This is a genomic window from Roseateles sp. DAIF2 (genome assembly GCF_015624425.1).
Classification (GTDB): domain Bacteria; phylum Pseudomonadota; class Gammaproteobacteria; order Burkholderiales; family Burkholderiaceae_C; genus Kinneretia.
Genome location: NZ_CP049919.1, coordinates 2,854,958 through 2,878,263 on the forward strand (window position 1 = coordinate 2,854,958; position 23,306 = coordinate 2,878,263).

The 23,306-nt window shown below is 69.9% G+C and carries 9 protein-coding genes; 5 read left to right on the forward strand and 4 right to left on the reverse strand.

Features of this window, described 5'->3' with window-relative positions:
* Nucleotides 1–84 precede the first annotated feature (84 nt).
* Both G8A07_RS13050 and G8A07_RS13055 read left to right on the forward strand, forming a co-directional pair.
* Nucleotides 85–1,542, forward strand: coding sequence for a TolC family protein (locus G8A07_RS13050; protein ID WP_195797399.1), 1,458 nt, complete (start codon nucleotides 85–87; stop codon nucleotides 1,540–1,542).
* A 20-nt stretch (nucleotides 1,543–1,562) separates the two neighbouring features.
* On the forward strand, nucleotides 1,563–2,942 hold the full coding sequence (locus tag G8A07_RS13055; protein WP_195797400.1) for a glycosyltransferase domain-containing protein: 1,380 nt from the start codon (nucleotides 1,563–1,565) through the stop codon (nucleotides 2,940–2,942).
* 229 nt (nucleotides 2,943–3,171) lie between these two features.
* On the opposite strand, the gene G8A07_RS13060 is transcribed toward G8A07_RS13055, so the two are convergent.
* Together G8A07_RS13060 and asnB are read right to left on the reverse strand one after the other, a co-directional pair.
* On the reverse strand, nucleotides 3,172–3,849 hold the full coding sequence (locus G8A07_RS13060; RefSeq protein ID WP_195797401.1) for an FkbM family methyltransferase: 678 nt from the start codon (nucleotides 3,847–3,849) through the stop codon (nucleotides 3,172–3,174).
* Nucleotides 3,850–3,870: 21 nt separating this feature from the next.
* Nucleotides 3,871–7,338, reverse strand: a complete 3,468-nt coding sequence (asnB, locus tag G8A07_RS13065; protein WP_195797402.1) for an asparagine synthase (glutamine-hydrolyzing) — start codon at nucleotides 7,336–7,338, stop codon at nucleotides 3,871–3,873.
* Nucleotides 7,339–7,564: 226 nt separating this feature from the next.
* Here asnB and G8A07_RS13070 point away from each other — a divergent pair, with 226 nt between their 5' ends.
* Genes G8A07_RS13070 through G8A07_RS13080 form a run of 3 tightly spaced genes read left to right on the forward strand, consistent with a single transcriptional unit; the run spans nucleotide 7,565 to nucleotide 11,742 of the window.
* Entirely contained in the window at nucleotides 7,565–8,536 is a 972-nt protein-coding gene (locus tag G8A07_RS13070; protein ID WP_195797403.1) for a WxcM-like domain-containing protein, read from the forward strand.
* The gene (locus tag G8A07_RS13075; protein ID WP_195797404.1) at nucleotides 8,533–9,648 is read left to right on the forward strand and encodes a DegT/DnrJ/EryC1/StrS aminotransferase family protein; all 1,116 of its coding nucleotides are present in this window, start codon (nucleotides 8,533–8,535) and stop codon (nucleotides 9,646–9,648) included. Before G8A07_RS13070 ends, G8A07_RS13075 begins: the two co-directional genes overlap by 4 nt.
* 42 nt (nucleotides 9,649–9,690) lie before the next feature.
* Nucleotides 9,691–11,742: a S9 family peptidase gene (locus G8A07_RS13080; protein ID WP_195797405.1), complete on the forward strand. Its 2,052-nt coding sequence runs from the start codon at nucleotides 9,691–9,693 to the stop codon at nucleotides 11,740–11,742.
* Here the strand turns inward: G8A07_RS13080 and G8A07_RS13085 are convergent, their stop codons facing one another.
* Together G8A07_RS13085 and G8A07_RS13090 are read right to left on the reverse strand one after the other, a co-directional pair.
* Entirely contained in the window at nucleotides 11,743–12,222 is a 480-nt protein-coding gene (locus G8A07_RS13085; protein ID WP_195797406.1) for an acyltransferase, read from the reverse strand. It lies immediately after the preceding gene.
* Between the two features lie 76 nt (nucleotides 12,223–12,298).
* Nucleotides 12,299–23,086 carry a hypothetical protein gene (locus G8A07_RS13090; protein ID WP_195797407.1) on the reverse strand — a complete coding sequence of 3,596 codons (10,788 nt, stop codon included), beginning with the start codon at nucleotides 23,084–23,086 and terminating at the stop codon, nucleotides 12,299–12,301.
* Nucleotides 23,087–23,306: the final 220 nt, after the last annotated feature.

A 23,306-nucleotide genomic window follows, 5' to 3' on the forward strand; every position in this document is an offset into this window, starting at 1 on the left:
GATGCGCGGCAATCCTCGATTTGCGCCGCTGCCTACCAGTTGTTCGGCCCTTCGCCTTGGCCGCACTGTGATGAAGTAACGTTCATGTTGAAGGACGTCTTTTCCCCCTCCCGCGCGAGCGCGTTCCTGCTTTGCTCGCTGCTGCTGACGCCTGCCGTTCAGGCCCAGAGCAATGCCGCGGCCAAGCGCGCCGCCGCGAAGTCGCGCGTCGAGCCGGTGATGGTTGCCAGCGCGCCGGCGCCGGCGGCCAAGGAGGGCAACGGTGTGAGCAGCGGCACCCGCTGCGGCGACGAGGAAGCGCTGCCCGGGGCGGCCGGCGCGCCGGGCGCCTTCGAGGCCAGCACGGCCGATCCGCGCGGGCAGCTGCAGGAGCTGGTGGCGATGGCTCAGCAGCGCAGCCAGTCGCTCGGCGCGATCACCCTTCTGGCGCAGGCCGCGCGCGACGACTGGGAAGAGGCGCGCGCCGCGCGCCTGCCGATCATCAATCTGGGCGGCGGCCTGTCCCATGTCGGGACCAAGACCGAGGGCCTGCCGGTGCAGCAGGGTGTGCAGGGCCGCGCCTCGCTGAACGTCAGCGCGCCGCTCTATGACTCGGGCCGCATCGAGCAGCTCGCCGCCTGGCGCAGTCAGCTGGCCGAGGCCGCGCGCCAGGGCCTGATCAATGCCGAACAGCAGCTGGCCCTGCAGACCGTCTCGCTGGCGATGGACCGCAGCCGCTACCAGCTGCAGGTGCAGGTCTACGGCCAATATGTGCGCAAGATGGCCTGCCTGGTCGAGGCGCTGGAGACCATCGTGCGCGCCGACCGCGGCCGCTCCAGCGAGCTGGTGCAGGCGACCAAGAACCGCCAGCAGGCCGAGCTGGCCGTCGAGCAGACCTTCACCGCGCTGCGCCAGACCGAGATCCGGCTGCGCCGCTTCGTCGGCGACCAGCTGCCGCCCAGCGCCAGCTACTCGGCCCTGCTGACCCAGGTGCCCGAGCTGGGCCAGATGCAGGCCGATGTGCTGCAGGCGGCCGAAGTGGCCCAGCTGTCGGCCCAGGCCAAGGCCCAGTCCAGCTATGCCGAATCGGTGGCCGCCGGCCACAAGCCGCAGCTGAGTTGGCAGGTCGGCACCACCGCGATCACCGGCCCGAACCGCGGCGGCGACTGGGTGGCCGGCGTGACGCTCAACATCCCGCTCTACAACCCCGGCGCCGACCACAGCATCTCGGCCGCGCGCCGCCGTGCCGAGGCGGCGCGGCTGCAGCGCGAGGACGCGATCGAATCGCGCCGCTACCGTGTGGCCGACATGCACGAGGTCGCGGTCTCCTCCTTCGACCGCGCGCGCCGCATCGTCGAGATCCTGCGCAACAGCGACCGCGTGCGCGCCGCCACCCTGCAGCAATGGCAGCAGCTCGGCCGGCGCTCGCTGTTCGACGTGATGGGCTCGGAGGCCGACTACTATTCGCTGCGCGTGGCCCATGTCAACGCGCTGTTCGATGGCCAGCAGGCCGTGGCGCTGCTGTGGTCGATGGGCCGCGGCGTGCTCACCCCCCTGCGCTAAGCCTCGAACCGACGCGATCAATGACCCGACAACGCCTCGTCATCTATACCGTGTTGACCGGCGCCAAGGAGGCGCTGGGCAATCCGCTGGCCGCGCTGCCGCCCGGCGCCAGCAGCGATCTGCAGATCGACTGGGTCTGCTTCACCGACAACCCGCGGCTGCGCTCCGAGGTCTGGCAGCTGCGCGATATCGGCGCGCATCCGCTGCCCAGCGAGAAGCTGTCGCGCCGGCCCAAGGCCCTGCCGCACGAGTACCTGCAGGATTGGGACTACAGCCTCTACATCGACAACATCACGGTCTTCAAGCGCCTGCCGCAGGCGGCCGACCTGGCCAGCGCCGGGCCCTATCTGTTCAAGGTGTTCCGCCATGCGAGCCGGGTCAACCCGCGCCAGGAGGCGGCGGCCATCGTGCAGCTGGGCTACGAGAGCGCCGAGCGCATCTGTGGCCAGTTGGATTTTTACGCCAAGCTCGGCCCGCTGGAGGGCATCACGCCGCTGTCCACTTGCACCGTGATCCTGCGCCAGCATGGCCATCCGGCGCTGCAGCGCTTCGGCGTCACCTGGTGGGAGCAGATCCTGAACTTCGGCAAGCGCGACCAGATGTCCTTCGACTTCGCGGTGCAGCACAGCGGCGCCCGGCTCGAGCATCTGCCGGGGCTGAAGAACGACAGCGACCTGATCCACAACACGGCCAACATCCACCCGGGCCGCGTGCATGCCAATTTCGATGCGGTGCGCTATGCGTGGCTGCACCGCGGCGACGCCGCCGCGCAGGCCGATCCGCGCCAGCATTACCTGGACCATGGCCGCCATGAGGGGCGCGACTATGCGGCGCGGCCCGAGCTGCTGGAGTTCCTTTGCCACCACCATGGCTCCAGCCTGGGCGCGCGCATCGCGCCGCGGCGTCAGGTGGCCGGCGCGCTGCAGGACCTGCTGGCGCCGCGCCGCGAGCGTGCGGGCCGACTCCTGCTGCTGCGTATCCAGGACGAGGGCGCACCCGCCGCCTACGAGCCGGCCGAATGCGATGCGGCCGAGGCGGCCCTGGGCGCCTATCTGCCGGCGCATCGCGGCGTCAAGATCGACATCGCCGCCGCCGCGCTGGCGGCCGGCAATCTGGTCTACGAGCCGCAGGACGGCGGCTTCGACCTGGTGCTGGTGCTGGGCCTGCCCGGGCCGCTGCTACCGCGGCTGGCCGGCCTGCTGGGCGCGGCACTGAAGCCCGAGTCGGGCGGCCTGCTGTGCGTGCTGGCCAGCCGGCCCTGTGCGGCCGCCGAGGTGGCGCAGCTGGAGGCCGCGCTGGCGGCTCGCCTGGGCCGCCCCTGCCGGGCCGGCCTGCAGGCCAGCCGCCACGACGGGCTGGAGCGCGCGCTGCCGAACAGCCTGCTGGCGTTGGAGTGGTGAGGCGGCGCTGGGTTGTGCTGAATCGGCATTCAGCCAGCATTGCTGTGACCGACCGGCGGTGTGTAGACTCGACCCTGACAGCAGGCTGTTGAAAACCGTCGCGAGGACGGCCAGCTGCTAGGCGCCCGGAGCGCAGGAACCGGAACGTACTTCCTGTACGTGAGGATTCCGAGCACCGCACAACGACGCAGATGGTCGCCGCAGTAGGTTTGCGACAGTCTGCTGGGTTTCAGCCTCGAACCGCCACCAGATCCTTGCGAATGAACAGCGCGTTGCCGGCCTGTTCGGGGTAGCCGAAGTAGACGTCGTTCAGCGTGAAGCCCAGCGCGTCGAGGTAATGGCAGTAGCCGAGGAAGGGCACCTGGCCCTGGTAGAGCTCGTTGCGCATCACCTCGGTGTAGATGTACTTGAACTGAGGCAGATAGCGTGAGGCGCCGCGCAGGATCTGGAATTCGGCGCCTTGGCAATCCATGTAGAGCAGGTCCAGCGCCGCGACGATGCGGCCGCGGCCCTGCGCCTCCTCGCGCTGCAGCAGCTCGTCCACCGTGCTGGAGACCAGTTCGAGCTCATGCGTGAAATGCACGCTCGGGTTGACGGCCAGGTGGCTGCCGGGCGCCAGGATGCTGCTGCTCATGCCGCCGTTGCTGGCTACATGGAAGCGGAAGGTCTTGCCCGAGGTCTCGGCGCACAGCGCGTTGACCGGGATGAAGCGCTCCGGCGGCAGCAGCGCGCAGGTCTGCGACAGATGGGCAAAAGGCTCGGGCAGCGGCTCGACGAAGACGCCGGCGCGGATGCCGTTCTCGGCGAATTCGCGCAGCTCCTGACCGTAGCTGGCGCCCAGCTGCAGCACGCCGATCGGGCCCGGCAGGCCCAGCTCGCGCAGGCGCGGAAAGAGGGAGAAGGGCATGGCGGGCGTGCGGCTGTTGCGTCAGAAGGCGCGCAGATAGAGGTCGGGCAGCTGCGGCACGTTCGGGCGGTCCAGCGGGCCGGGGATCGGCTCGTTGGAATGGCCGTGGAAGGTGGCCGAGCCGAGGCGCATCCAGGTCAGCTCCAGCAGGCGCGGGAAGGGCACGCCGCCCAGCATCACCATGCCGCCGGCATTGTTGGCATGCAGATGGATCACGCGATGCGTCTTGTTGAGCTTCTGGAACACGGCCTGCACGCGGTCGAAGAACTGGCGGTCGACCAGCTGGTGGAAGTCGTGGAACTCGCCGGTCAGCACCTCGAAACGCGCCAGGTCGTCGCTGCTGGCCTGGCCCAGGCAGTCCCACTCGGCGCCCTCGGTATCGAACTTCAGGATCGGGTGACGGGCCTGGCCCCAGTCCAGCATCTTGACCATGCTGGCCAGCGAGACCAGCGGATGCGAATCGCGCGCGCCCCAACCCAGGCGATGGAACTCGCAGCCGGGGTGGCGGCTCGGCGAGGCCTCGATCGTGTGGTCGAACTGCAGCACGCGGGCGCCGGCGGCGGCCAGCTCCTCGTCGAAGCTGACCTCGTTGCCGATGCCGATCGACAGCACCGCATTGCTGCGCCGCGAGGAGGAGGGCATCACATAGCCGCCGTCGGCGTTCGAGCCGATGCGCACCTTGTGGTCGCTGCTCATCTGCCAGGGACGGATCAGGTTCAGCAGCTCCAGCAGGTCCGTCTGCGTGACCGGGCGCTCTGGCGCCGGGGGCGGCGGGGCCACCACCGGGGTCACCGCGCTGGACGGGTCGAGGAAGCTGTTCTTGTGGAACAGCTGCGCGGTGTGCAGGAAGGTGGAATGAGAGGTGCTCATGATGGTGGTCCTCGACAGAATCAGCTGGTCGATCAGGCCCTCGACCACGGCGGTGGAGGGGCGCAAGATGTTGAAGGGGAAGCGCCGGCCCTCGGCATCCTGGGTCCAGTGCTGCCAGGCGGCCTCGGCCACCAGCTTCTCCGGGAAGCTGGTCTTGGCGAACACCGCGCAGTTGGGCAGGGCGGCGAAGCGCTCGTTGACCGCGGCCGAGTCGGAGCAGACGAAGAAGCGCCGCGGGCTGTTCTTGACCTCCTGGAACAGAGCCTCGTCGTCGACCTTGTCGCCGAAATCGGTCTTGCGGATATGCAGGCCCAGCACCTGGGCGTCGATGCCCTGCGCGCGGCTGAACTCCAGCGCGCGGCGTTCGACCTCGGCGTTCGGGCGCAGCTGCTGGAGCGCCTCGGCCAGGTCCTCGGGGCTGGCGAAGCCGGGGATCAGGTTGTTGAAGTAGACGACGCTGCGGCCGGAGGCGAAGTAGGGCGCATAGGCCTCGTAGCTGCTGAGCTGGCGGTTGATCACCAGATGCTCGGGCGAGAAGCCGATCTGGTTCTCGTGCATCAGCAGCACATGCTGCTGTTCATGGGCCTTGAAATGCTCGATCGACAACTCATCGACCGGCAGCTCGCAGGCGAACAGCTCATCGAAGGCGGCGCCGCACCAGTTGTTGCGCGGCCAGGAGATGCGCCAGTCGCCGCCGAACTTGTTGCGCAGCACCAGCGCGAAGATCAGCGCATTGAAGCGGTTGCTCAGGCCACCGTCGCACAGCACATGATGGACGGCGGAGGTGGGGGGCGTGGGGCTCATCGGCGTGGGCAGCTTGTCGAAGGAGGAAGAAGGAGGAAAAGAGGGCATGGCGGCGGGCTTGTAGCCGGGGAAGACCTCGGCCCACCACAGCAGCAGCACCGCCAGATGCCAGGCCTTGAACACCGGCAGCGGCTCGCCCGCGTAGTAGCGCGCGAAGGTGGCGGCGATCTCGTCCAGGTCCAGCACCTCGGCCAGCTCGGTGCCGCGCAGCGCGGCGATCGCGGCGCGCAGCCGGTCGTGCAGCGGCGCCAGGAAGAAGGCCGGCGGCACCGTGAAGCCCATCTTGCGGCGCTCCACCACCGAGGCCGGCAGCTGGCGCGCCATCAACTGGCGCAGCACCTGCTTGGAGGCGCCGGGGGCGGGGATCTTCATCTCGCGCGGCAGGCGCGCGGCGAAGGCGAAGACCTCGTTGTCCAAGAAGGGGAAGCGCCCCTCCAGCGAATGGGCCATCGCGATCTTGTCGGCCTTCATCATCAGGTCTTCGGGCAGCCAGGTGTGCAGCTCGAAGTTCTGCATGCCGCTCAAGAGCGAGTCCGACTGGTCGAACAGCGGCCGGTAGCGCAGATGCTGCAGCGGCTGGCCCTTGTCCTTCAGCCATTGGTTGGCTTCCAGGTTGTAGACGCTCTGATGGAAGAAATGCGCGAAGGCCTGGTCATGGCCCAGCTGCTGCTGGTGCAGGGCCAGCTGGTGGTGGCTGTAGCCGGCGAACAGCTCGTCGCCGCCCTCGCCGGACAGCACCACGGTCACGTCCTCGGCGATGCGCTGGCACAGGCGCGACAGCGCGAAGCAGGCCGGATCGGCGATCGGCTCGTCGATCTCGCGCAGCACCCGGTCCATGCCGGAGCGCAGCTCGTCCTGGGTGATGCTCAGCTCCACATAGTCCAGCTCGTACTGGCGCGCGACATCGCGCGAGAAGGCGAACTCGTTGACCTCGGGGAAGCCGATGCTGTAGGCCTTCAGCCGCGCGCCGGCCTTGTGCACATAGGCGGCGATGCTGCTCGAGTCCAGGCCGCCGGACAGCAGCACGCCGATCGGCACCTCGCCCATCAGCTGGCCGCGCACCGAGCGGGTCAGCAGCGCATCCAGCTCGTCCAGGTAGTCGGCCGCCGGGCGGTCGGCCTGCGGCTCGCGCACCTCCAGCGCGGCGAAGCGGCGCAGCGCGACGCGCTGGCCGCGCTCGAAGCGCAGCAGATGACCGGCCGGCAGCTTCTCGATGCGCTTGAACTGGGTGCGCGGCGCCAGGTTGTAGCGAAAGGCCAGGTAGTCCTGGAAGCCGATCGGGTCCAGGCTCAGGTCCAGGCCGGGCAGGCCCAGGAGCGCCTTCAGCTCGGAGGCGAAGGCGATGCAATGCTCGTCCTCGTAGACATAGAGCGGCTTGGCGCCGAAACGGTCGCGCGCCAGCAGGAAGCTCTCGCGCTCCTCGTCCCACAGGCACAGGCCGAACATGCCGTTCAGCGCCGCCAGCGCGTCCTCGCCCTGGGCCAGCCAGCTGGCCAGCACCACCTCGGTGTCGGTATGGCTGGCGAAGGGGAAGCGGCCCTCCAGCGGCGCGCGCAGCTCGGCCCAGTTGTAGACCTCGCCGTTGTAGACGATGCCCTGGCGCTTGCCGGGTGCGTAGAAGGGCTGGTTGCCGGCCGCGCCGCGGTCGACGATGGCCAGGCGCAGATTGACGAAGGCGGCATGGTCACCGCTGCGGTGCACGCCGAAGGCGTCCGGGCCGCGGTGCTGCAGGCTGGCGCCGAAATGTGCGATCGCGCGGTCCAGCCGCGCCGCGTCGCCCCCTTGCTTGAGCCAGATGCCCGCGATACCGCACATGCCCGAATCTCTCCCGTCGCCGCCAGGGCGCTTGTCCTCAGATGGCAGCGATTATGGGAGCCGCCCCGCGCCGCCATGTGCGGAAGTACCGGGGCATGACCGGCCAAATCGGGGTTCGCCGCCGGCCCCGGGGCGGAGTTCCGCCGGGATTCCCGCGCTGTCCGGCGCTTTGCCCCGGGGCGGGATCGCTTATCGTTGCGCCTGGCCGCCACTGAGCCCCACCACAATGACGCAAACGAATCCGGCCCCGGAAGGGGTCCAAGTCCACCCGATGGCCCTGCTGGAGACGCCCCATGTCGGCGCGGGCAGCCGGGTCTGGGCCTTCTGCCATGTGCTGCCGGGCGCGCGCATCGGCCGCGACGCCAACCTCTGCGACCATGTCTTCATCGAGAACGATGTGGTGCTGGGCGACCGCGTGACCGTCAAATGCGGCGTGCAGCTGTGGGACGGCGTGCGCATCGAGGACGATGTCTTCATCGGCCCGAATGTCACCTTCTCCAATGATCCCTTCCCGCGCAGCAAGCAGCGGCCCGAGCGCTTCGTCGAGACCCGGGTGCGCGCCGGCGCCAGCATCGGCTCGGGCGCGACCATCCGCCCCGGCGTGACCATCGGCGCCGGCGCCCTGGTCAGCGACGGCGCGGTGGTGACGCGCGACGTGCCGCCCAATGCGATCGTGGCCGGCAACCCGGCCTATATCACCGGCTACGCCAACACGCCCGAGGTCACGCTGCCCGGCCCGGGCCTGGCGGTCAGCCAGGCCGGCGCGGCGGTGCCGGAGCTGCAGGCGCGCGGCGCGAGGCTGCACCGCCTGCCCAAGATCGTCGACCTGCGCGGCGCGCTGTCCTTCGGCGAGATCGGCGCGCATCTGCCGTTCACGCCCGAGCGCTTCTTCATGGTCTACGACGTGCCCAGCCGCGAGGTGCGCGGCGAGCATGCGCACCGGGCCTGCCACCAGTTCCTGGTCTGCGTGAAGGGATCGCTGGGCATCGTCGTCGACGACGGCGAGCGCCGCGACCAGGTCACGCTGGACAGCCCGCAGCTGGGCCTGCACATCCCGCCGATGGTCTGGGGTATCCAGTACCAGTTCAGCCCCGACGCGGTGCTGCTGGTGCTGGCCTCGGACCGCTACGAGGCCGGCGACTACATCCGCAACTACGACGAGTTCCTGGCCGAGGTGCGCGGGGGCGCGAAGGCATGAACACGACCCCACCGAACCCGATCCCCTTCCTCGACCTGCAGCCGGTCTACCGGCGTTCGCAGGCTGCGATCGACGCGGCGCTGGCGCGCGTGGCCGGCAGCGGCTGGTTCCTGCTCGGCAAGGAGCTGGCCGCCTTCGAAACCGCCTGGGCCGCCCATTGCGGCGCACCGCTGGCCGCCGGCGTGGCCAACGGCCTGGATGCGCTGCACCTGTCGCTGCTGGCACTGGGCGTCGGTCCGGGCGACGAGGTGATCGTGCCCTCCAACACCTATATCGCGACCTGGCTGGCGGTCAGCCAATGCGGCGCGAGGCCGGTGCCGGTGGAGCCGGACCCGCAGACCTTCAATCTCGACCCGGCCCGGGTCGAGGCCGCGATCACCGCCCGGACCAAGGTGCTGCTGCCGGTGCATCTGTACGGCCAGCCGGCCGACATGGATGCGCTGGCGGCGCTGGCCGCGCGCCGCGGCCTGAAGCTGCTGGACGATTGCGCCCAGGCCCATGGCGCGCGCTACAAGGGCCGCCCGGTCGGCGGCCTGGCCGATCTGTCGGCCTGGAGCTTCTACCCGGGCAAAAACCTGGGCGCGATGGGCGACGGCGGCGGCGTCACCGGCGCCGACGCGGGCCTGATCGAGACCATCAAGGTGCTGCGCAACTACGGCTCGCGCATCAAGTATCACAACGAGGTCAAGGGCTTCAACTCGCGCCTGGACGAGATCCAGGCCGCGGTGCTGGCGGCCAAGCTGCCGGCGCTGGCGGCCGATACCGAGGAGCGCCGCGCGATCGCCGCGCGCCTGCTGGACGGCCTGGCCGGCACCGGCCTGCAGCTGCCGGTGGTGCCGGCCTGGGCCGAGCCGGCCTGGCATCTGTTCGTCGTGCGTCATCCCGAGCGCGAGGCGCTGCAGGCCCGCCTGGCCGAGCGGGGCATCGGCACCCTGATCCATTACCCGGTGCCGCCGCACCGCCAGCCGGCCTATGCCGAGCTGGGCTATGGCGAGGGCGATTTCCCGATCGCCGAGGCGATGCACCGCGAGGTGCTGAGCCTGCCGCTGTGGCCCGGCATGAGCGAGGCCCAGGTGGACCGGGTGATCGCCGCCGTGCGCGCCTCGGTCTGAAGCCGCGCTGCCGGGCGTCGCAATTTGCGACACTGCGGCGCCATGAGCACCACAACCCGCAAGCATCCCGCGAAGCCGCCGCTGAGCGTCGAGGACCTCTGGGCCTTCGAGCGCATCGGCGCCCCCTCCCTGTCGCCGGACGGCGCCAGCCTGGTCTGCAGCGTCACGCGCAGTTCGATGGAGGACAACAAGAACAGCAGCAGCCTGTGGCTGATGGCCACCGACGGCCGTGCCGTGCCGCGCCGGCTGACCGCCTGCGGCGACAAGGACGGCCAGCCCGTCTGGTCGCCCACCGGGGAGCGCATCGCGTTCCTGGCCAAACGCGAGCAGGAGGGGCGGCGCGACGAGACGCCGCAGCTGTACCTGATCGCGCCGGACGGCGGCGAGGCGCAGCGCGCCAGCGATTTCGCACCGGGCATCGAGAGCTTCAAATGGCTGCCCGACGGCCGCGGCATCCTGTTCTCCGCCTGGGTCTGGCCGGAGCTGAAGGGCGCGGCCGCGCAGGCGCGCCGCTTCAAGGAATTCGAGGAGCGCAAGGAAAGCGGCTACGCGACCAGCGAGGCCTATTACCGCTACTGGGACCACAACATCCCGATGGGCCGGGTGCTGCACCTGCTGCTGCTGGACCTGGCCAGCGGCCAGGTGCGCGACCTGTTCGAAGGTACAGAGCTGGAGCTGCCGCGCGACAACGGCGGCGCCTCGGTCTATGACATCAGCCCGGATGGCCGGCGCGTCGCCTTCGTGTTCGACCCGGCCGCCGAGCCGCGCCTGGGCAACCGCCTGGCGCTGGGCGAGCTGGAGGTCCGCGGCCGGCGCCTGAGCCGCCTGGTCGACGAGCCGGCCTGGGACATCGGCGCGCCGTGCTACCGCGGCGACGGCCGCGCGCTGGCGATCACCGCGGCCCATGTCGGCAAGCACCATACCGCGCTGGCGCAGCCGGCCCTGGTGGAGCCAGGCCTCGGCTGGAAGCGCCTGGGCGGCCGCGGCTGGGACCTGGAGGTCGATGCGCCGCTGCGCTGGAGTGCGGCGGGCGATGCGCTGCTGTTCGCGGCCGAGCAACGCGGGCGCCGCCATCTGTGGCGCCTGGATGTGGCCAGCGGTGCCTGCCGCGTGGTGCATGAGGGCGGTTGGGTGCAGGGCTTCGACCTGGCCGGCGAGCTGCTGGCGCTGGGCTGCGACAGCGCGCGCCATCCGGTGCGGCTGCTGGCGCGGCATGGCCTGGAGGCCGAGCCGCTGCGGCTGGACCGCTTCAACGACGAACTGCTGGCGCAGCGCCGCCTGGGCGATGTGCGCGAGCAGCTGTTCACCGGCGCGCTGGGCGAGCCGGTGCAGATGTGGCTGACCTTCCCGCCGGGCTTCGATGCGCGGCGCCGGCATGGGCTGCTGCAGGTGATCCATGGCGGCCCCTTCGCGGCGGCCGGCGACACCTTCAGCTACCGCTGGAACCCGCATGTGCTGGCCGCGCGCGGCCATGTGGTGGCCCAGGTCAACTACCACGGCTCCAGCGGCTTCGGCTTCGCCTTCCGCGACAGCATCATGGGCCGCCAGGGCCAGCTGGAGAGCCAGGACATCGAAGCCGCCAGCGACTGGCTGCTGGCCCAGCCCTGGGCCGACCAGCACCGGCTCTCGGCCACCGGCGGCAGCTATGGCGGCTTCATGGTGGCCTGGATGAACGGCCATGTGAAGCCGGGCCGCTACCGCGCCTATGTCTGCCATGCCGGCGTGTTCGACCGCATCGCGACCTTCAGCGCCGATTCCTATCCGCAGCGGCCCAAGGACCTGAAGGCCCTGTATTGGCAGGACATGCCCAAGGTGCTGGCGCAGAGCCCGCATGCGGCCGCCGCGGCGATGCAGACGCCGACCCTGGTGATCCATGGCGCGCTGGACTACCGCGTGCCGGACTGCAACGGCCTGGCCTACTACAACACGCTGAAGGCGCGCGGCGTCGACGCGCGCCTGCTCTGGTTCCCGGACGAGAACCACTGGGTGCTGAAGCCGCGCAATTCGCGGCTCTGGTACCGCGAGTTCCTGGACTGGATCGAGCGGCACGAGGCCGCGCCGGCACGCCGCCCGGCGAAGAGAAAGACCGGCTGATCAGCCGTCGCGGTCGGCCGGCCCGCGCGAGCGCGCCGGGTTGCCGACCCACAGCTCGCCGGCCGGCACATCGCGGGTGACGACGCTGCCGGCGCCGATCAGGGCGCCCGCGCCGATCGTCACGCCGCCCAGGATGGTCGCATTGGCGCCGATCGAGGCGCCGCGCTCGATGCGGGTGCGCTGGAAGTTGTCCGGGTACTGCTTGGAGCGCGGGTACTTGTCATTGGTGAAGGCGACGTTGGGGCCGATGAAGACATCGTCCTCCACCGTCAGGCCGTCCCACAGCTGCACGCCGCTCTTGACCGTGACCCGGTCGCCCAGCCGCACATCGTTCTCGATCAGGCATTGGGCGTTGATATTGCAGTCGCGGCCGATGCGCGCGCCGGCCAGCACGACGCAGAACTGCCAGATCGTGGTGCCGGCGCCGATGTCGCGGCTCTGCACGTCGGCGCTGGGATGGATGTGGGTGTCGTCGCTCATGCCGGCAGCATAAGACAAGACGCCCCGGCGGACCGGGTCGGTCCAGCGGGGCGTCTCCTGGGGGCCGGTCGGCCCGTCAGATCAGCGGCGTGATCTTGCTCGCGTCGTCATCCTCCGGCCGCTTGCCGATCAGCAGGTGCGAGGCCTGCGGCGTCGCCGGCGGCTGGGTGCTGGCGCCACCGACCGGGGCGCCGCCCAGCAGGTTGCCGGTCGGGCCGGCCAGCACGTCGCCCAGGCTGAGCTCGACCTTGGTCGGCGCCACGCTGGTGTCCTTGGCGAACCAGACGTCGGTCATCGCATGGGTCTTGCCGTCCGCGGTCTTGTAGTCGGACACCAGGCCCAGCAGGTTGCCGTTGTCGACCTCCTTGCCGACCTGCGCACTGAGGTTCAGCTCGGTGACGCCCAGCTCGCCCAGGGTCTTCAGCTCGCCCGCGTCGGTCTTGCCGTCGTGGTTGGCGTCCACCCAGACCCTGAGGTCCCTGAAGTGCGCGTCCGCGTCGGTGATCTTGCCGTCGTGGTTGCTGTCCTGCTCGCGCAGCGCGGTGAAGCCGTCGGCGCGCTGATGGCCGCTGGCCAGCACCGTGCCGGAGCCGAACAGCTCGCGACCGTCGTTGATCTTGCCGTCGCCGTTGCGGTCCATCACCAGCAGGCCGTCATTGCCGCCCACCCAGCCCCAGCGGTTCACCGTGCCGTTGCCGTTCAGGTCGAAGTTGACGCCCTGGGCGGCGGAGCGGGTGCTGATGCCGTTGCCGTCCAGGTCCAGCACGATCGGCGAGGTGATCACATAGGCGTTGAACTGCTCGTCCGACAGCGACTGCACCTGATCCGAGGTGAAGGCGAAGGCCTGATCCATCGACATCGCGGTGATGTCCTGCGACTCCAGGCCGTCCAGTTGATCCGAGGTCAGGCTGCGGATCTGGTCGGTCGTCAGGCCGGCGATCTGGCTGGTGGTCAGCGCCTTGATGTCGTCCGAGCCGAGCTGGCGGAACTGGTCGGTGCTGAGCACCGAGATCGAGGCCGAGCTGAAGGACGCGACCTGCGCCGTGCCCAGGGCCGCGATCTCGTCGGTGGCCATCAGCACGATCTGGTCGGTGCGCAGGGCGCCGATCTGGGCGCTGCTCAGCGCGCCGATCTGGTCGCTGGTCAGGGCCGAGAACTGATCGGTGCTCAGGGCGCGCAGCGCGGCCGTCGACAGGGCGTGGATCTGGGCCGTGCCCATATTGTCGATGTCGGCCGCCTCGATGCCGGCGATCTGGGCCGAGCTCAGCGTGGCGACCTGGGCCGTGGTCAGCGCCGCGATCTGGTCGGAGTTCAGCGCCACCAGGTCTTCCGAGGCCAGGCCGCGGATCGCCGCGGTGCTCAGCGCCTGCAGCTCATCGGTCGCGAAGGTCTTGATCTGATCGCTGGTCAGCGCGCCGATCTGGGCCGAGCTGAAGCCGGCGATCTGGCCGCTGGTCAGGGCCTGCACATCCTCGGTCGCCCAGTTGGCGAGCTGGCTGGTGCCCAGGGCCTGCACCTGCAGCGCGGTCAGCGAGCCGACCTCGTCGGAGGTGAGGGCGTTCAGCTGCGCGCTGGACAGGCCGCGCACCGCGAACAGGCTCAGCGCACGCAGGTCGTCGGTCTGCAGCGCCGCCATCATGTCGGTGCTGATGCCGGCCACCTGCACCGAGGTGAAGCGCGCGAACTGGTCGGTGGTCATCGCGTTGAGGTCGTCCGAACCCATCGCGGCGATCTGGGCCGAGGTGATCGCGCTGACCTGCTGACCGGTCAGCAGGCTGATCTGCTCGGAGGTCAGTGCCGCGAACTGGTCGGTGCCGAGCTTGGACAGCGCGGCGGTCGACAGGGCGCGCAGATCATCGCTTTCGATCTTGGCGATCTGGTCGGAGGTCAGGCCGGCGACCTGGGCGGTGCTCAGCGAGGCGACCTGGTTGGTCGTCAGCGCGACGATCTGGTCGGTGCCGAGCACGCCCAGCTGGGCGGAGCTCAGACCGCGCAGCGCGGCGGTGCCGATGGCCGAGAGGTCGTCGGTGGTCAGGGTCTTGATGCGATCGGTGCTCAGCGCGGCGATCTGGGCCGAGCCGAGGGCGGCGAACTGCTCGGTCGTGAACGCGTTCAGGTCATCGCTGGCCAGGCCGGCGATCTGGCCGGTGCTCAGCGAGGCGACCTGCAGGGTGCTCAGGTGCCCGATCTGATCGCTGCTCAGGGCCGCGAACTGGTCGCTCGAGAGGCCGCGCAGGGCCGCGGTCGACAGGGCGCGCAGGTCGTCGCTCTCGATCTTGGCGATCTGGTCGGAACCCAGGCCGATGACCTGGGCCGAGCCCAGCGAGGCGACCTGGGCGGTCGTCAGCGCGACGATGCCATCGCTGCTCAGCGCGCCCAGCTGGGCGGAGCTGAGGCCGCGCAGGCCGGCGGTGCTGATGGCCGACAGGTCGTCGGTGGTCAGGGTCTTGACCTGGTCGGTGCCCAGCGCGGCCACCTGGGCCGAGCCGAGGGCGCGGAACTGCTCGGTCGTGAACGCGTTCAGATCATCGCTGGCCAGACCCTTCAGCTGGGCCGAGGTCAGGCTGGCGACCTGGGCGGTGGTCAGCTGGCCGATCTGGTCGCTGGTCAGGGCGGCCAGTTGGTCGGTGCTGAACTTGCTCAGCGCGGCGGTCGACAGGGCGCGCAGATCGTCGCTTTCCAGCTTGGTGATCTGGTCGCTGGTCAGACCGGCGATCTGGGCCGAGCTCAAGGTGGCGGCCTGGGCCGTCGTCAAGGCCTGGATCTGGTCGCTGTTCAGCACACCGAGCTGGGTCGAGCTCAGGCCACGCAGGGCCACGCTGCCGATGGCGGCGAGGTCGTCGGTGGTCAGGGTCTTGACCTGGTCGGTGCCGATCGCGGCGATCTGGGCCGAGCCCAGGGCGGCGAACTGATCGGTGCGCAGCGCATTCAGGTCATCGCTGCGCAGGCCGGCGATCTGGGTCGTCGTCAGCGCATTGACCTGGCCGGTGCTGAGCGCGCCGATCTGGTCGGAGTTCAGCGCGGCGAGTTGCGCGCTGTCCAGGCCGCGCAGCGCGGCGGTGCCGATGGCACGCAGGTCATCGGTCTCCAGCGCGGCGACCTGGTCGGTCGACAGGGCCTTCAGCTGGGCCGAGCTCAGCGCGGCGGCCTGGGCGGTGCTCAGGGCGCGCACATCGTCGCTGGACAGGCCGGCGAGCTGGGCGGTGCTCAGCGAGCTGACTTGGACCGTGCTCAGCTGGCCGATCTGCTCGCTGCTCAGCGCGGCGAACTGGTCGGACGAGAAGCCGCGCAGGGTCGCGGTGGACAGGGCGCGCAGGTCATCGCTTTCCAGCTTGACGATCTGATCAGAGGTCAGGCCGGCCATCTGGCCCGAGGTCAGCGAGGCGGCCTGGGCCGTGCTCATGCCGACGATCTGGTCCGAGGTCAGCGCGCCCAGCTGGGCGGAGCCGAGGCCGCGGAAGGCCGCGGTGCTGATCGCGCCGAAGTCGTCGCTGGTCAGGGTGCGCAGCTGGTCGGTGCCGATCGCCGCGACCTGGGCCGAGCTCATCACGCGGAACTGGTCGGTAGTGAAGGCGTTCAGGTCATCGCTGGCCAGGCCCTTCAGCTGGGCCGAGCTCAGGCTGGCGACCTGGGCGGTGGTCAGGCTGGCGATCTGGTCGCTGGTCAGCGCGGCCAGCTGGTCGGTGCCGAACTTGGCCAGGGTGGCCGTGTTCAGCGCGCGCAGGTCGTCGCTTTCCAGCTTGGCGATCTGGTCGCTGGTCAGGCCGGCGATCTGGGCGGTGCTCAGCGAGGCCGCCTGGGCGGTGGTCAGCGCCTGGATCTGGTCGCTGCTCAGCACGCCGAGCTGGGTCGAGCTCAGGCCACGCAGGGCCGCGCTGCCGATGGCGGCGAGGTCGTCGGTGGTCAGGGTCTTGACCTGGTCGGTGCCGATCGAGGCCACCTGGGCCGAGCTCAGCGCACGGAACTGCTCGGTGGTCAACGCGTTCAGGTCGTCGCTGCGCAGGCCCGCCACCTGGGTGGAGGTCAGCGAATTCACCTGGCTGGTGGTCAGCGCGCCGATCTGGTCGGAGCCCAGCGCGGCCAACTGGTCGGTGCCAAGACCACGCAGCGCGCCGGTGTTCAGCGCGCGCAGGTCATCGGTCTCGAAGGCCGCGACCTGGGCGGTCGACAGGGCCTTCAGCTGGGCCGAGCTCAGCACCGCGGCCTGGGCCGTGGTGAGGGCGCGGATGTCGTTGCTGTCCAGGCCACCGAACTGGTTCGGCTGGGTGGCCAAGGCCGCGAACTGGGCGGTCGACAGCAGGGCGATCTGATCCGAGGTCAGGGCGGCGATCTGGTCGCTGGAGAAGCCACGCAGGGCGGCCGTCGACAGCGCACGCAGATCATCGCTTTCCAGCTTGGCGATCTGGTCGGAACCCAGGCCGGTGACTTGGGCCGAGGTCAGCGACGCCGCCTGTGCCGTGGTCAGGGCGACGATCTGGTCGCTGGTCAGCGCGCCGATCTGGCTGGAGCTCAGGCCACGCAGGCCGGCGGTGCTGATGGCCGACAGGTCATCGGTGGTCAGGGTCTTGACCTGGTCGGTGCCCAGGGCGCCGATCTGGCCGGAGTTCATCGCACGGAACTGCTCGGTCGTGAAGGCGTTCAGGTCATCGCTGCCCAGGCCCTTCAGTTGAGCCGAGGTCAGGCTGGCCACCTGGCCGGTGGTCAGGCTGGCGATCTGGTCGGAGCCCAGGGCGCCGAGCTGGTCGGTGCCGAGACCACGCAGCGCGGCGGTGTTCAAGGCACGCAGATCATCGCTTTCCAACTTGGCGATCTGGTCGGAAGTCAGACCGACCAGCTGGGCCGAGCCCAGCGAGGCGGCTTGCGCCGTGGTCAGCGCGACGATGCCGTCCGAGGTCAGGGCGCCGATCTGGCTCGACGAGAGACCGCGCAGGCCGGCGGTGCTGATCGAGGACAGGTCGTCGGTGGTCAGGGTCTTGATCTGATCGGTGCCCAGGGCGCCGATCTGGCCCGAACTCATCGAACGGAACTGGTCGGTGGTGAAGGCGTTCAGGTCATCGCTGGCCAGGCCGCGGATCTGGGTCGAGGTCAGCGCGTTGACCTGGTTGGTGGTCAGCGCACCCAGCTGGTCGGAGCCCAGGGCGCCGAGCTGGTCGGTACCCAGGCCACGCAGGGCGCCGGTGTTCAGCGCGCGCAGGTCATCGGTCTCGAAGGCCGCGATCTGGGCGGTGGACAGGGCCTTGAGCTGGGCCGAGGTCAGGGCCGCGGCTTGCGCCGTGGTCAGGGCACGGATGTCATTGCTGTCCAGGCCGCCGAACTGGTTCGGCAGGGTGGCCAGGGCGGCGATCTGGGCGGTCGACAGCTGGCTCAGCTGGTCGCTGGTCAGGGCGGCGATCTGGTCGCTGGAGAAGCCGCGCAGGGCCGCGGTGGACAGCGCGCGCAGGTCGTCGCTCTCCAGCTTGGCGATCTGGTCGGAACCCAGGCCGGTGACTTGGGCCGAGGTCAGCGACGCGGCCTGTGCCGTGGTCAGGGCGACGATCTGGTCGCTGGTCAGCGCGCCGATCTGGCTGGAGTTGAGACCACGCAGCGCGGCGGTGCCGATCGCGGCGAAGTCGTCGGTGGTCAGGGTCTTGACCTGGTCGGAGCCCAGGGCGCCGATCTGGCCCGAGCTCATCGCCCGGAACTGCTCGGTGGTGAAGGCGTTCAGATCATCGCTGCCCAGGCCCTTCAGTTGGGTCGAGGTCAGGCTGCTGACCTGGCCGGTCGTCAGACTGGCGAGCTGGTCGGAGGTCAGGGCGCCGAGCTGGTCGGTGCCCAGGCCACGCAGGGCCGCCGTGTTCAGGGCGCGCAGATCGTCGCTTTCCAGTTTGGCGATCTGGTCCGACCCCAGGCCCACGACCTGGGCCGAGCCCAGCGACGCGGCCTGGGCCGTCGTCAGCGCCTGGACCTGGTCGCTGGTCAGCGCGCCGATCTGGCTGGAGGTGAGGCCACGCAGGCCGGCGGTGCTGATGGCCGACAGATCGTCGGTCGTCAGGGTCTTGACCTGGTCGGTGCCCAGGGCGCCGATCTGGCCGGAGTTCATCGCGCGGAACTGCTCGGTCGTGAAGGCGTTCAGGTCATCGCTGCCCAGACCCTTCAGTTGCGCCGATGTCAGGCTGGCGACCTGGGCGGTGGTCAGGCTGGCGATCTGGTCGCTGGTCAGCGCAGCCAACTGGTCGGTGCCCAGACCTCGCAGCGAGGCAGTATTCAGTGCGCGCAGATCATCGCTTTCCAGCTTGGCGATCTGGTCGGAAGTCAGGCCGACCAGCTGGGCTGAGCCCAGCGAGGCAGCTTGCGCTGTGGTCAGCGCAACGATGCCGTCGGACGAGAGCGCGCCGACCTGGGTGGAGCTCAGGCCGCGCAGGCCGGCGGTGCCGATCGAGGACAGGTCGTCGGTGGTCAGGGTCTTGATCTGATCGGTGCCCAGGGCGCCGATCTGAGCCGAGCTCATCGCGCGGAACTGGTCGGTCGTGAAGGCATTCAGATCATCGCTGGCCAGGCCGCGGATCTGGGTCGAGGTCAGCGCATTGACCTGGTTGGTGGTCATGGCCGCCAGCTGATCGGAGCCGAGTGCGCCGAGCTGGTCGGTGCCCAGGCCGCGCAGGGCGGCGGTGTTCAGGGCGCGCAGGTCATCGGTCTCGAAGGCCGCGACCTGGGCGGTGGACAGGGCCTTCAGCTGGGCCGAGGTCAGGGCCGCGGCTTGTGCCGTGGTCAGGGCGCGGATGTCATTGCTGTCCAGACCGCCGATCTGGTTCGGCTGGGTCGCCAGCGCGGCCACCTGGGCGGTGGAGAGCTGAGCGATCTGGTCCGAGGTCAGGGCCGCGATCTGGTCGGAGCTCAGGCCGCGCAGCGCGGCGGTGGACAGGGCGCGCAGGTCGTCGCTCTCGAGCTTGACGATCTGGTCGCTGCTCAGGCCGACGATCTGGGCCGAGGTCAGGCTGGCCGCCTGAGCGGTCGTCAGCGCCTGGATCTGGTCGCTGGTCAGCGCGCCGAGCTGGCTGGACGTCAGGCCACGCAGGCCGGCGGTGCTGATGGCCGACAGGTCGTCGGTGGTCAGGGTCTTGACCTGATCGGAGCCCAAGGCACCGATCTGGCCCGAGCTCATCGCGCGGAACTGCTCGGTCGTGAAGGCGTTCAGGTCGTCGCTGCCCAGACCCTTCAGCTGGCCGGAGGTCAGCGACACGACCTGGCCGGTGGTCAGGCTGGCGATCTGGTCGGAACCGAGGGCGCCGAGCTGGTCGGTGCCCAGGCCGCGCAGGGCCGCGGTGTTCAGCGCACGCAGATCATCGCTTTCCAGCTTGGCGATCTGGTCGGAACCCAGGCCGGTGACTTGAGCCGAGGTCAGCGACGCCGCCTGAGCCGTGGTCAGGGCGACGATCTGGTCGCTGGTCAGCGCGCCGATCTGGCTGGAGCTCAGGCCACGCAGGCCGGCGGTGCTGATGGCCGACAGGTCATCGGTGGTCAGGGTCTTGACCTGGTCGGTGCCCAGGGCGCCGATCTGGCCGGAGTTCATCGCGCGGAACTGCTCGGTCGTGAAGGCGTTCAGGTCATCGCTGCCCAGGCCCTTCAGCTGCGCCGAGGTCAGGCTGGCCACCTGGCCGGTGGTCAGGCTGGCGATCTGGTCGGAGCCCAGGGCGCCGAGCTGGTCGGTGCCGAGACCACGCAGCGCGGCGGTGTTCAGGGCGCGCAGATCATCGCTTTCCAGCTTGGCGATCTGGTCGGAAGTCAGGCCGACCAGCTGGGCCGAGCCCAGCGAGGCGGCTTGCGCCGTGGTCAGCGCAACGATGCCGTCCGAGGTCAGGGCGCCGATCTGGCTCGACGAGAGACCGCGCAGGCCGGCGGTGCTGATCGAGGACAGGTCGTCGGTGGTCAGGGTCTTGATCTGATCGGTGCCCAGGGCGCCGATCTGGCCCGAACTCATCGAACGGAACTGGTCGGTGGTGAAGGCGTTCAGGTCATCGCTGGCCAGGCCGCGGATCTGGGTCGAGGTCAGCGCGTTGACCTGGTTGGTGGTCAGCGCACCCAGCTGGTCGGAGCCCAGGGCGCCGAGCTGGTCGGTACCCAGGCCACGCAGGGCGCCGGTGTTCAGCGCGCGCAGGTCATCGGTCTCGAAGGCCGCGATCTGGGCGGTGGACAGGGCCTTGAGCTGGGCCGAGGTCAGGGCCGCGGCTTGCGCCGTGGTCAGGGCACGGATGTCATTGCTGTCCAGGCCGCCGAACTGGTTCGGCAGGGTGGCCAGGGCGGCGATCTGGGCGGTCGACAGCTGGCTCAGCTGGTCGCTGGTCAGGGCGGCGATCTGGTCGCTGGAGAAGCCGCGCAGGGCCGCGGTGGACAGCGCGCGCAGGTCGTCGCTTTCCAGCTTGGCGATCTGGTCGGAGCCCAGGCCGGTGATCTGGGCCGAGGTCAGGCTGGCCGCCTGGGCGGTCGTCAGCGCCACGATCTGGTCGCTGGTCAAGGCGCCCAGCTGGGCCGAGTTCAGGCCGCGCAGGCCGGCGGTGCTGATGGCCGACAGGTCGTCGGTCGTCAGGGTCTTGACCTGATCGGAGCCCAGGGCGCCGATCTGGCCCGAGCTCATCGCCCGGAACTGCTCGGTCGTGAAGGCGTTCAGGTCATCGCTGCCCAGACCCTTCAGCTGGGTCGAGGTCAGGCTGGCAACCTGGCCGGTCGTCAGGCTGGCGAGCTGGTCGGAGGTCAGGGCGCCGAGCTGGTCGGTGCCCAGGCCACGCAGGGCGGCGGTGTTCAAGGCACGCAGGTCATCGCTCTCAAGCTTGGCGAGCTGGTCCGAACCCAGGCCCACGACCTGGGCCGAGCTCAGCGAGGCGGCCTGGGCGGTGGACAGGGCCTGCACCTGGTCGCTGGTCAGCGCGCCGACCTGGGCGGAATTGAGGCCACGCAGTGCGGCGGTGCCGATCGCGGCGAAGTCGTCGGTGGTCAGGGTCTTGACCTGATCGGTGCCGAGGCCGCCGATCTGGCCGGAGTTCATCGCGCGGAACTGCTCGGTCGTGAAGGCATTCAGGTCATCGCTGCCCAGGCCCTTCAGCTGGCCGGTGCTCAGCGAGGCGACCTGGCTGGTCGTCAGGCTGGCGATCTGGTCGGAGCCCAGGGCGCCGAGCTGGTCGGTGCTCAGGCCGCGCAGCGCGGCGGTGTTCAGGGCGCGCAGATCGTCGCTTTCCAGCTTGGCGATCTGGTCGGAGGTCAGGCCTTGCAGCTGGGCCGAGCCCAGCGAGGCGGCCTGGGCCGTGGTCAGCGCGACGATGCCGTCGGAAGACAGCGCGCCCAGCTGGGCCGAGTTCAGGCCGCGCAGGCCGGTGGTGCTGATCGAGGACAGGTCGTCGGTCGTCAGCGTCTTGATCTGGTCGGTGCCCAGGGCCGCGACCTGGCCCGAGCTCATCGCGCGGAACTGGTCGGTCGTGAAGGCGTTCAGGTCGTCGCTGGACAGGCCGCGCAGCTGGGACGAGCTCAGCGCATTGACCTGGTTGGTGGTCAGGCTGGCGAGCTGGTCGGAGGTGAGGGCGCCCAGCTGGTCGGTGCTCAGGCCGCGCAGCGCGGCGGTGTTCAGCGCGCGCAGATCGTCGCTTTCCAGCTTGGCGATCTGGTCGCTGCTCAGGCCGACGGCCTGGGCCGAGGTCAGGCTGGCGGCCTGGGCGGTCGTCAGCGCCTGGATCTGGTCGCTGGTCAGCGCGCCGATCTGGCTGGAGGACAGGCCGCGCAGCGCGGCGGTGCCGATGGCGGTCAGGTCGTCGCTGGTCAGGGTCTTCAGCTGGTCGGTGCCGATGGCGCCGATCTGGGCCGAGTTGAACAGGCGGAACTGGTCGGTGGTGAAAGCGTTCAGGTCGTCGCTGGCCAGGCCCTTGATCTGGGCGGTGGTCAGGGATACGACCTGGTTGGTACCGAGCTGGCCGATCTGGTCGCTGCTCAGGGCACCCAGCTGGTCGCTGGAGAGGGCGCGCACCGCGCCGGTGTTCAGGGCGCGCAGGTCATCGCTTTCCAGCTTGGCGATCTGGTCGGTGCGCAGGCCCAGCACCTGGGCCGAACTCAGCGTGGCGGCCTGGGCCGTGGTCAGCGCGACGATCTGGTCGGTCGTCAGCGCGGCGATCTGGGCCGAGGTCAGGCCGCGCAGCGCGCCGGTGGAGATGGCGGCCAGGTCGTCGGTCGTGACGGCCTTCAGCTGGTCGGTGCTCAGGGCGGCGATCTGGGCCGAGTTCAGCACGCGGAACTGGTCGCTGGTCAGCGCGTTCAGGTCGTCGCTGGCCAGGCTCTTGACCTGGGAGGTGGTCAGCGCGCCGACCTGGTTGCTGCTCAGCGCGGCGATCTGGTCGGAGCCCAGCGCACCCAGCTGGTCGCTGGAGAGGGCGCGCAGCGCGCCGGTGTTCAGGGCGCGCAGGTCGTCGCTTTCCAGCTTGGCGATCTGGTCGGTGCGCAGGCCGCCCATCTGGGAAGAGCTGAAGCCGCGGAACTGGTCGCTGCTCAGCGCGTTCAGGTCATCGGTGCCGAGGCCGCCGATCTGGGTGGTGGTCAGCGCGCCGATCTGGCCGGTGTGCAGGGCGCCCAGTTGGTCGGAGTTCATCGCGCCGAGCTTGTCGGTCGACAGGGCGCGGATCGCGGCCGTGTTGAAGGCGCGGATGTCCTCGCTCTGGAACTTGGCGATCTGGTCGCTGGACAGGGCGTTGATCGCGAAGGTGCCCAGCGAGAAGGCCTGGCGCGTGGTCAGCGCGGCGATCTGGTCGGAACTGAAGGCGGCCCAATCCTCCGTGGTGAGCTTGGCCAGGGTCTGGGTGGTCAGCGCAGCGATCTGAGCTGTCGAAAGATTCGGGATCAAAGAGGCCATGGTTCGCTCACTACTTGTTTATTGCTGGTTCGCCCCGACTGCTCAGAGACGGCTGGTTTGTTCAGTCCGGACCGGGCGGTTCTACGCAGCCCGGCAAGGTTACTGGTGTTCCTTCGCAGCGACCGCTTTTCGCATCGGGTCGGTCGCACGGCCCCGCCGTAATCGAGAAAAACTGCCCAGGCGCAGAGCTCCGCGGGCGCCCATCCGCGGGGGACGGGGG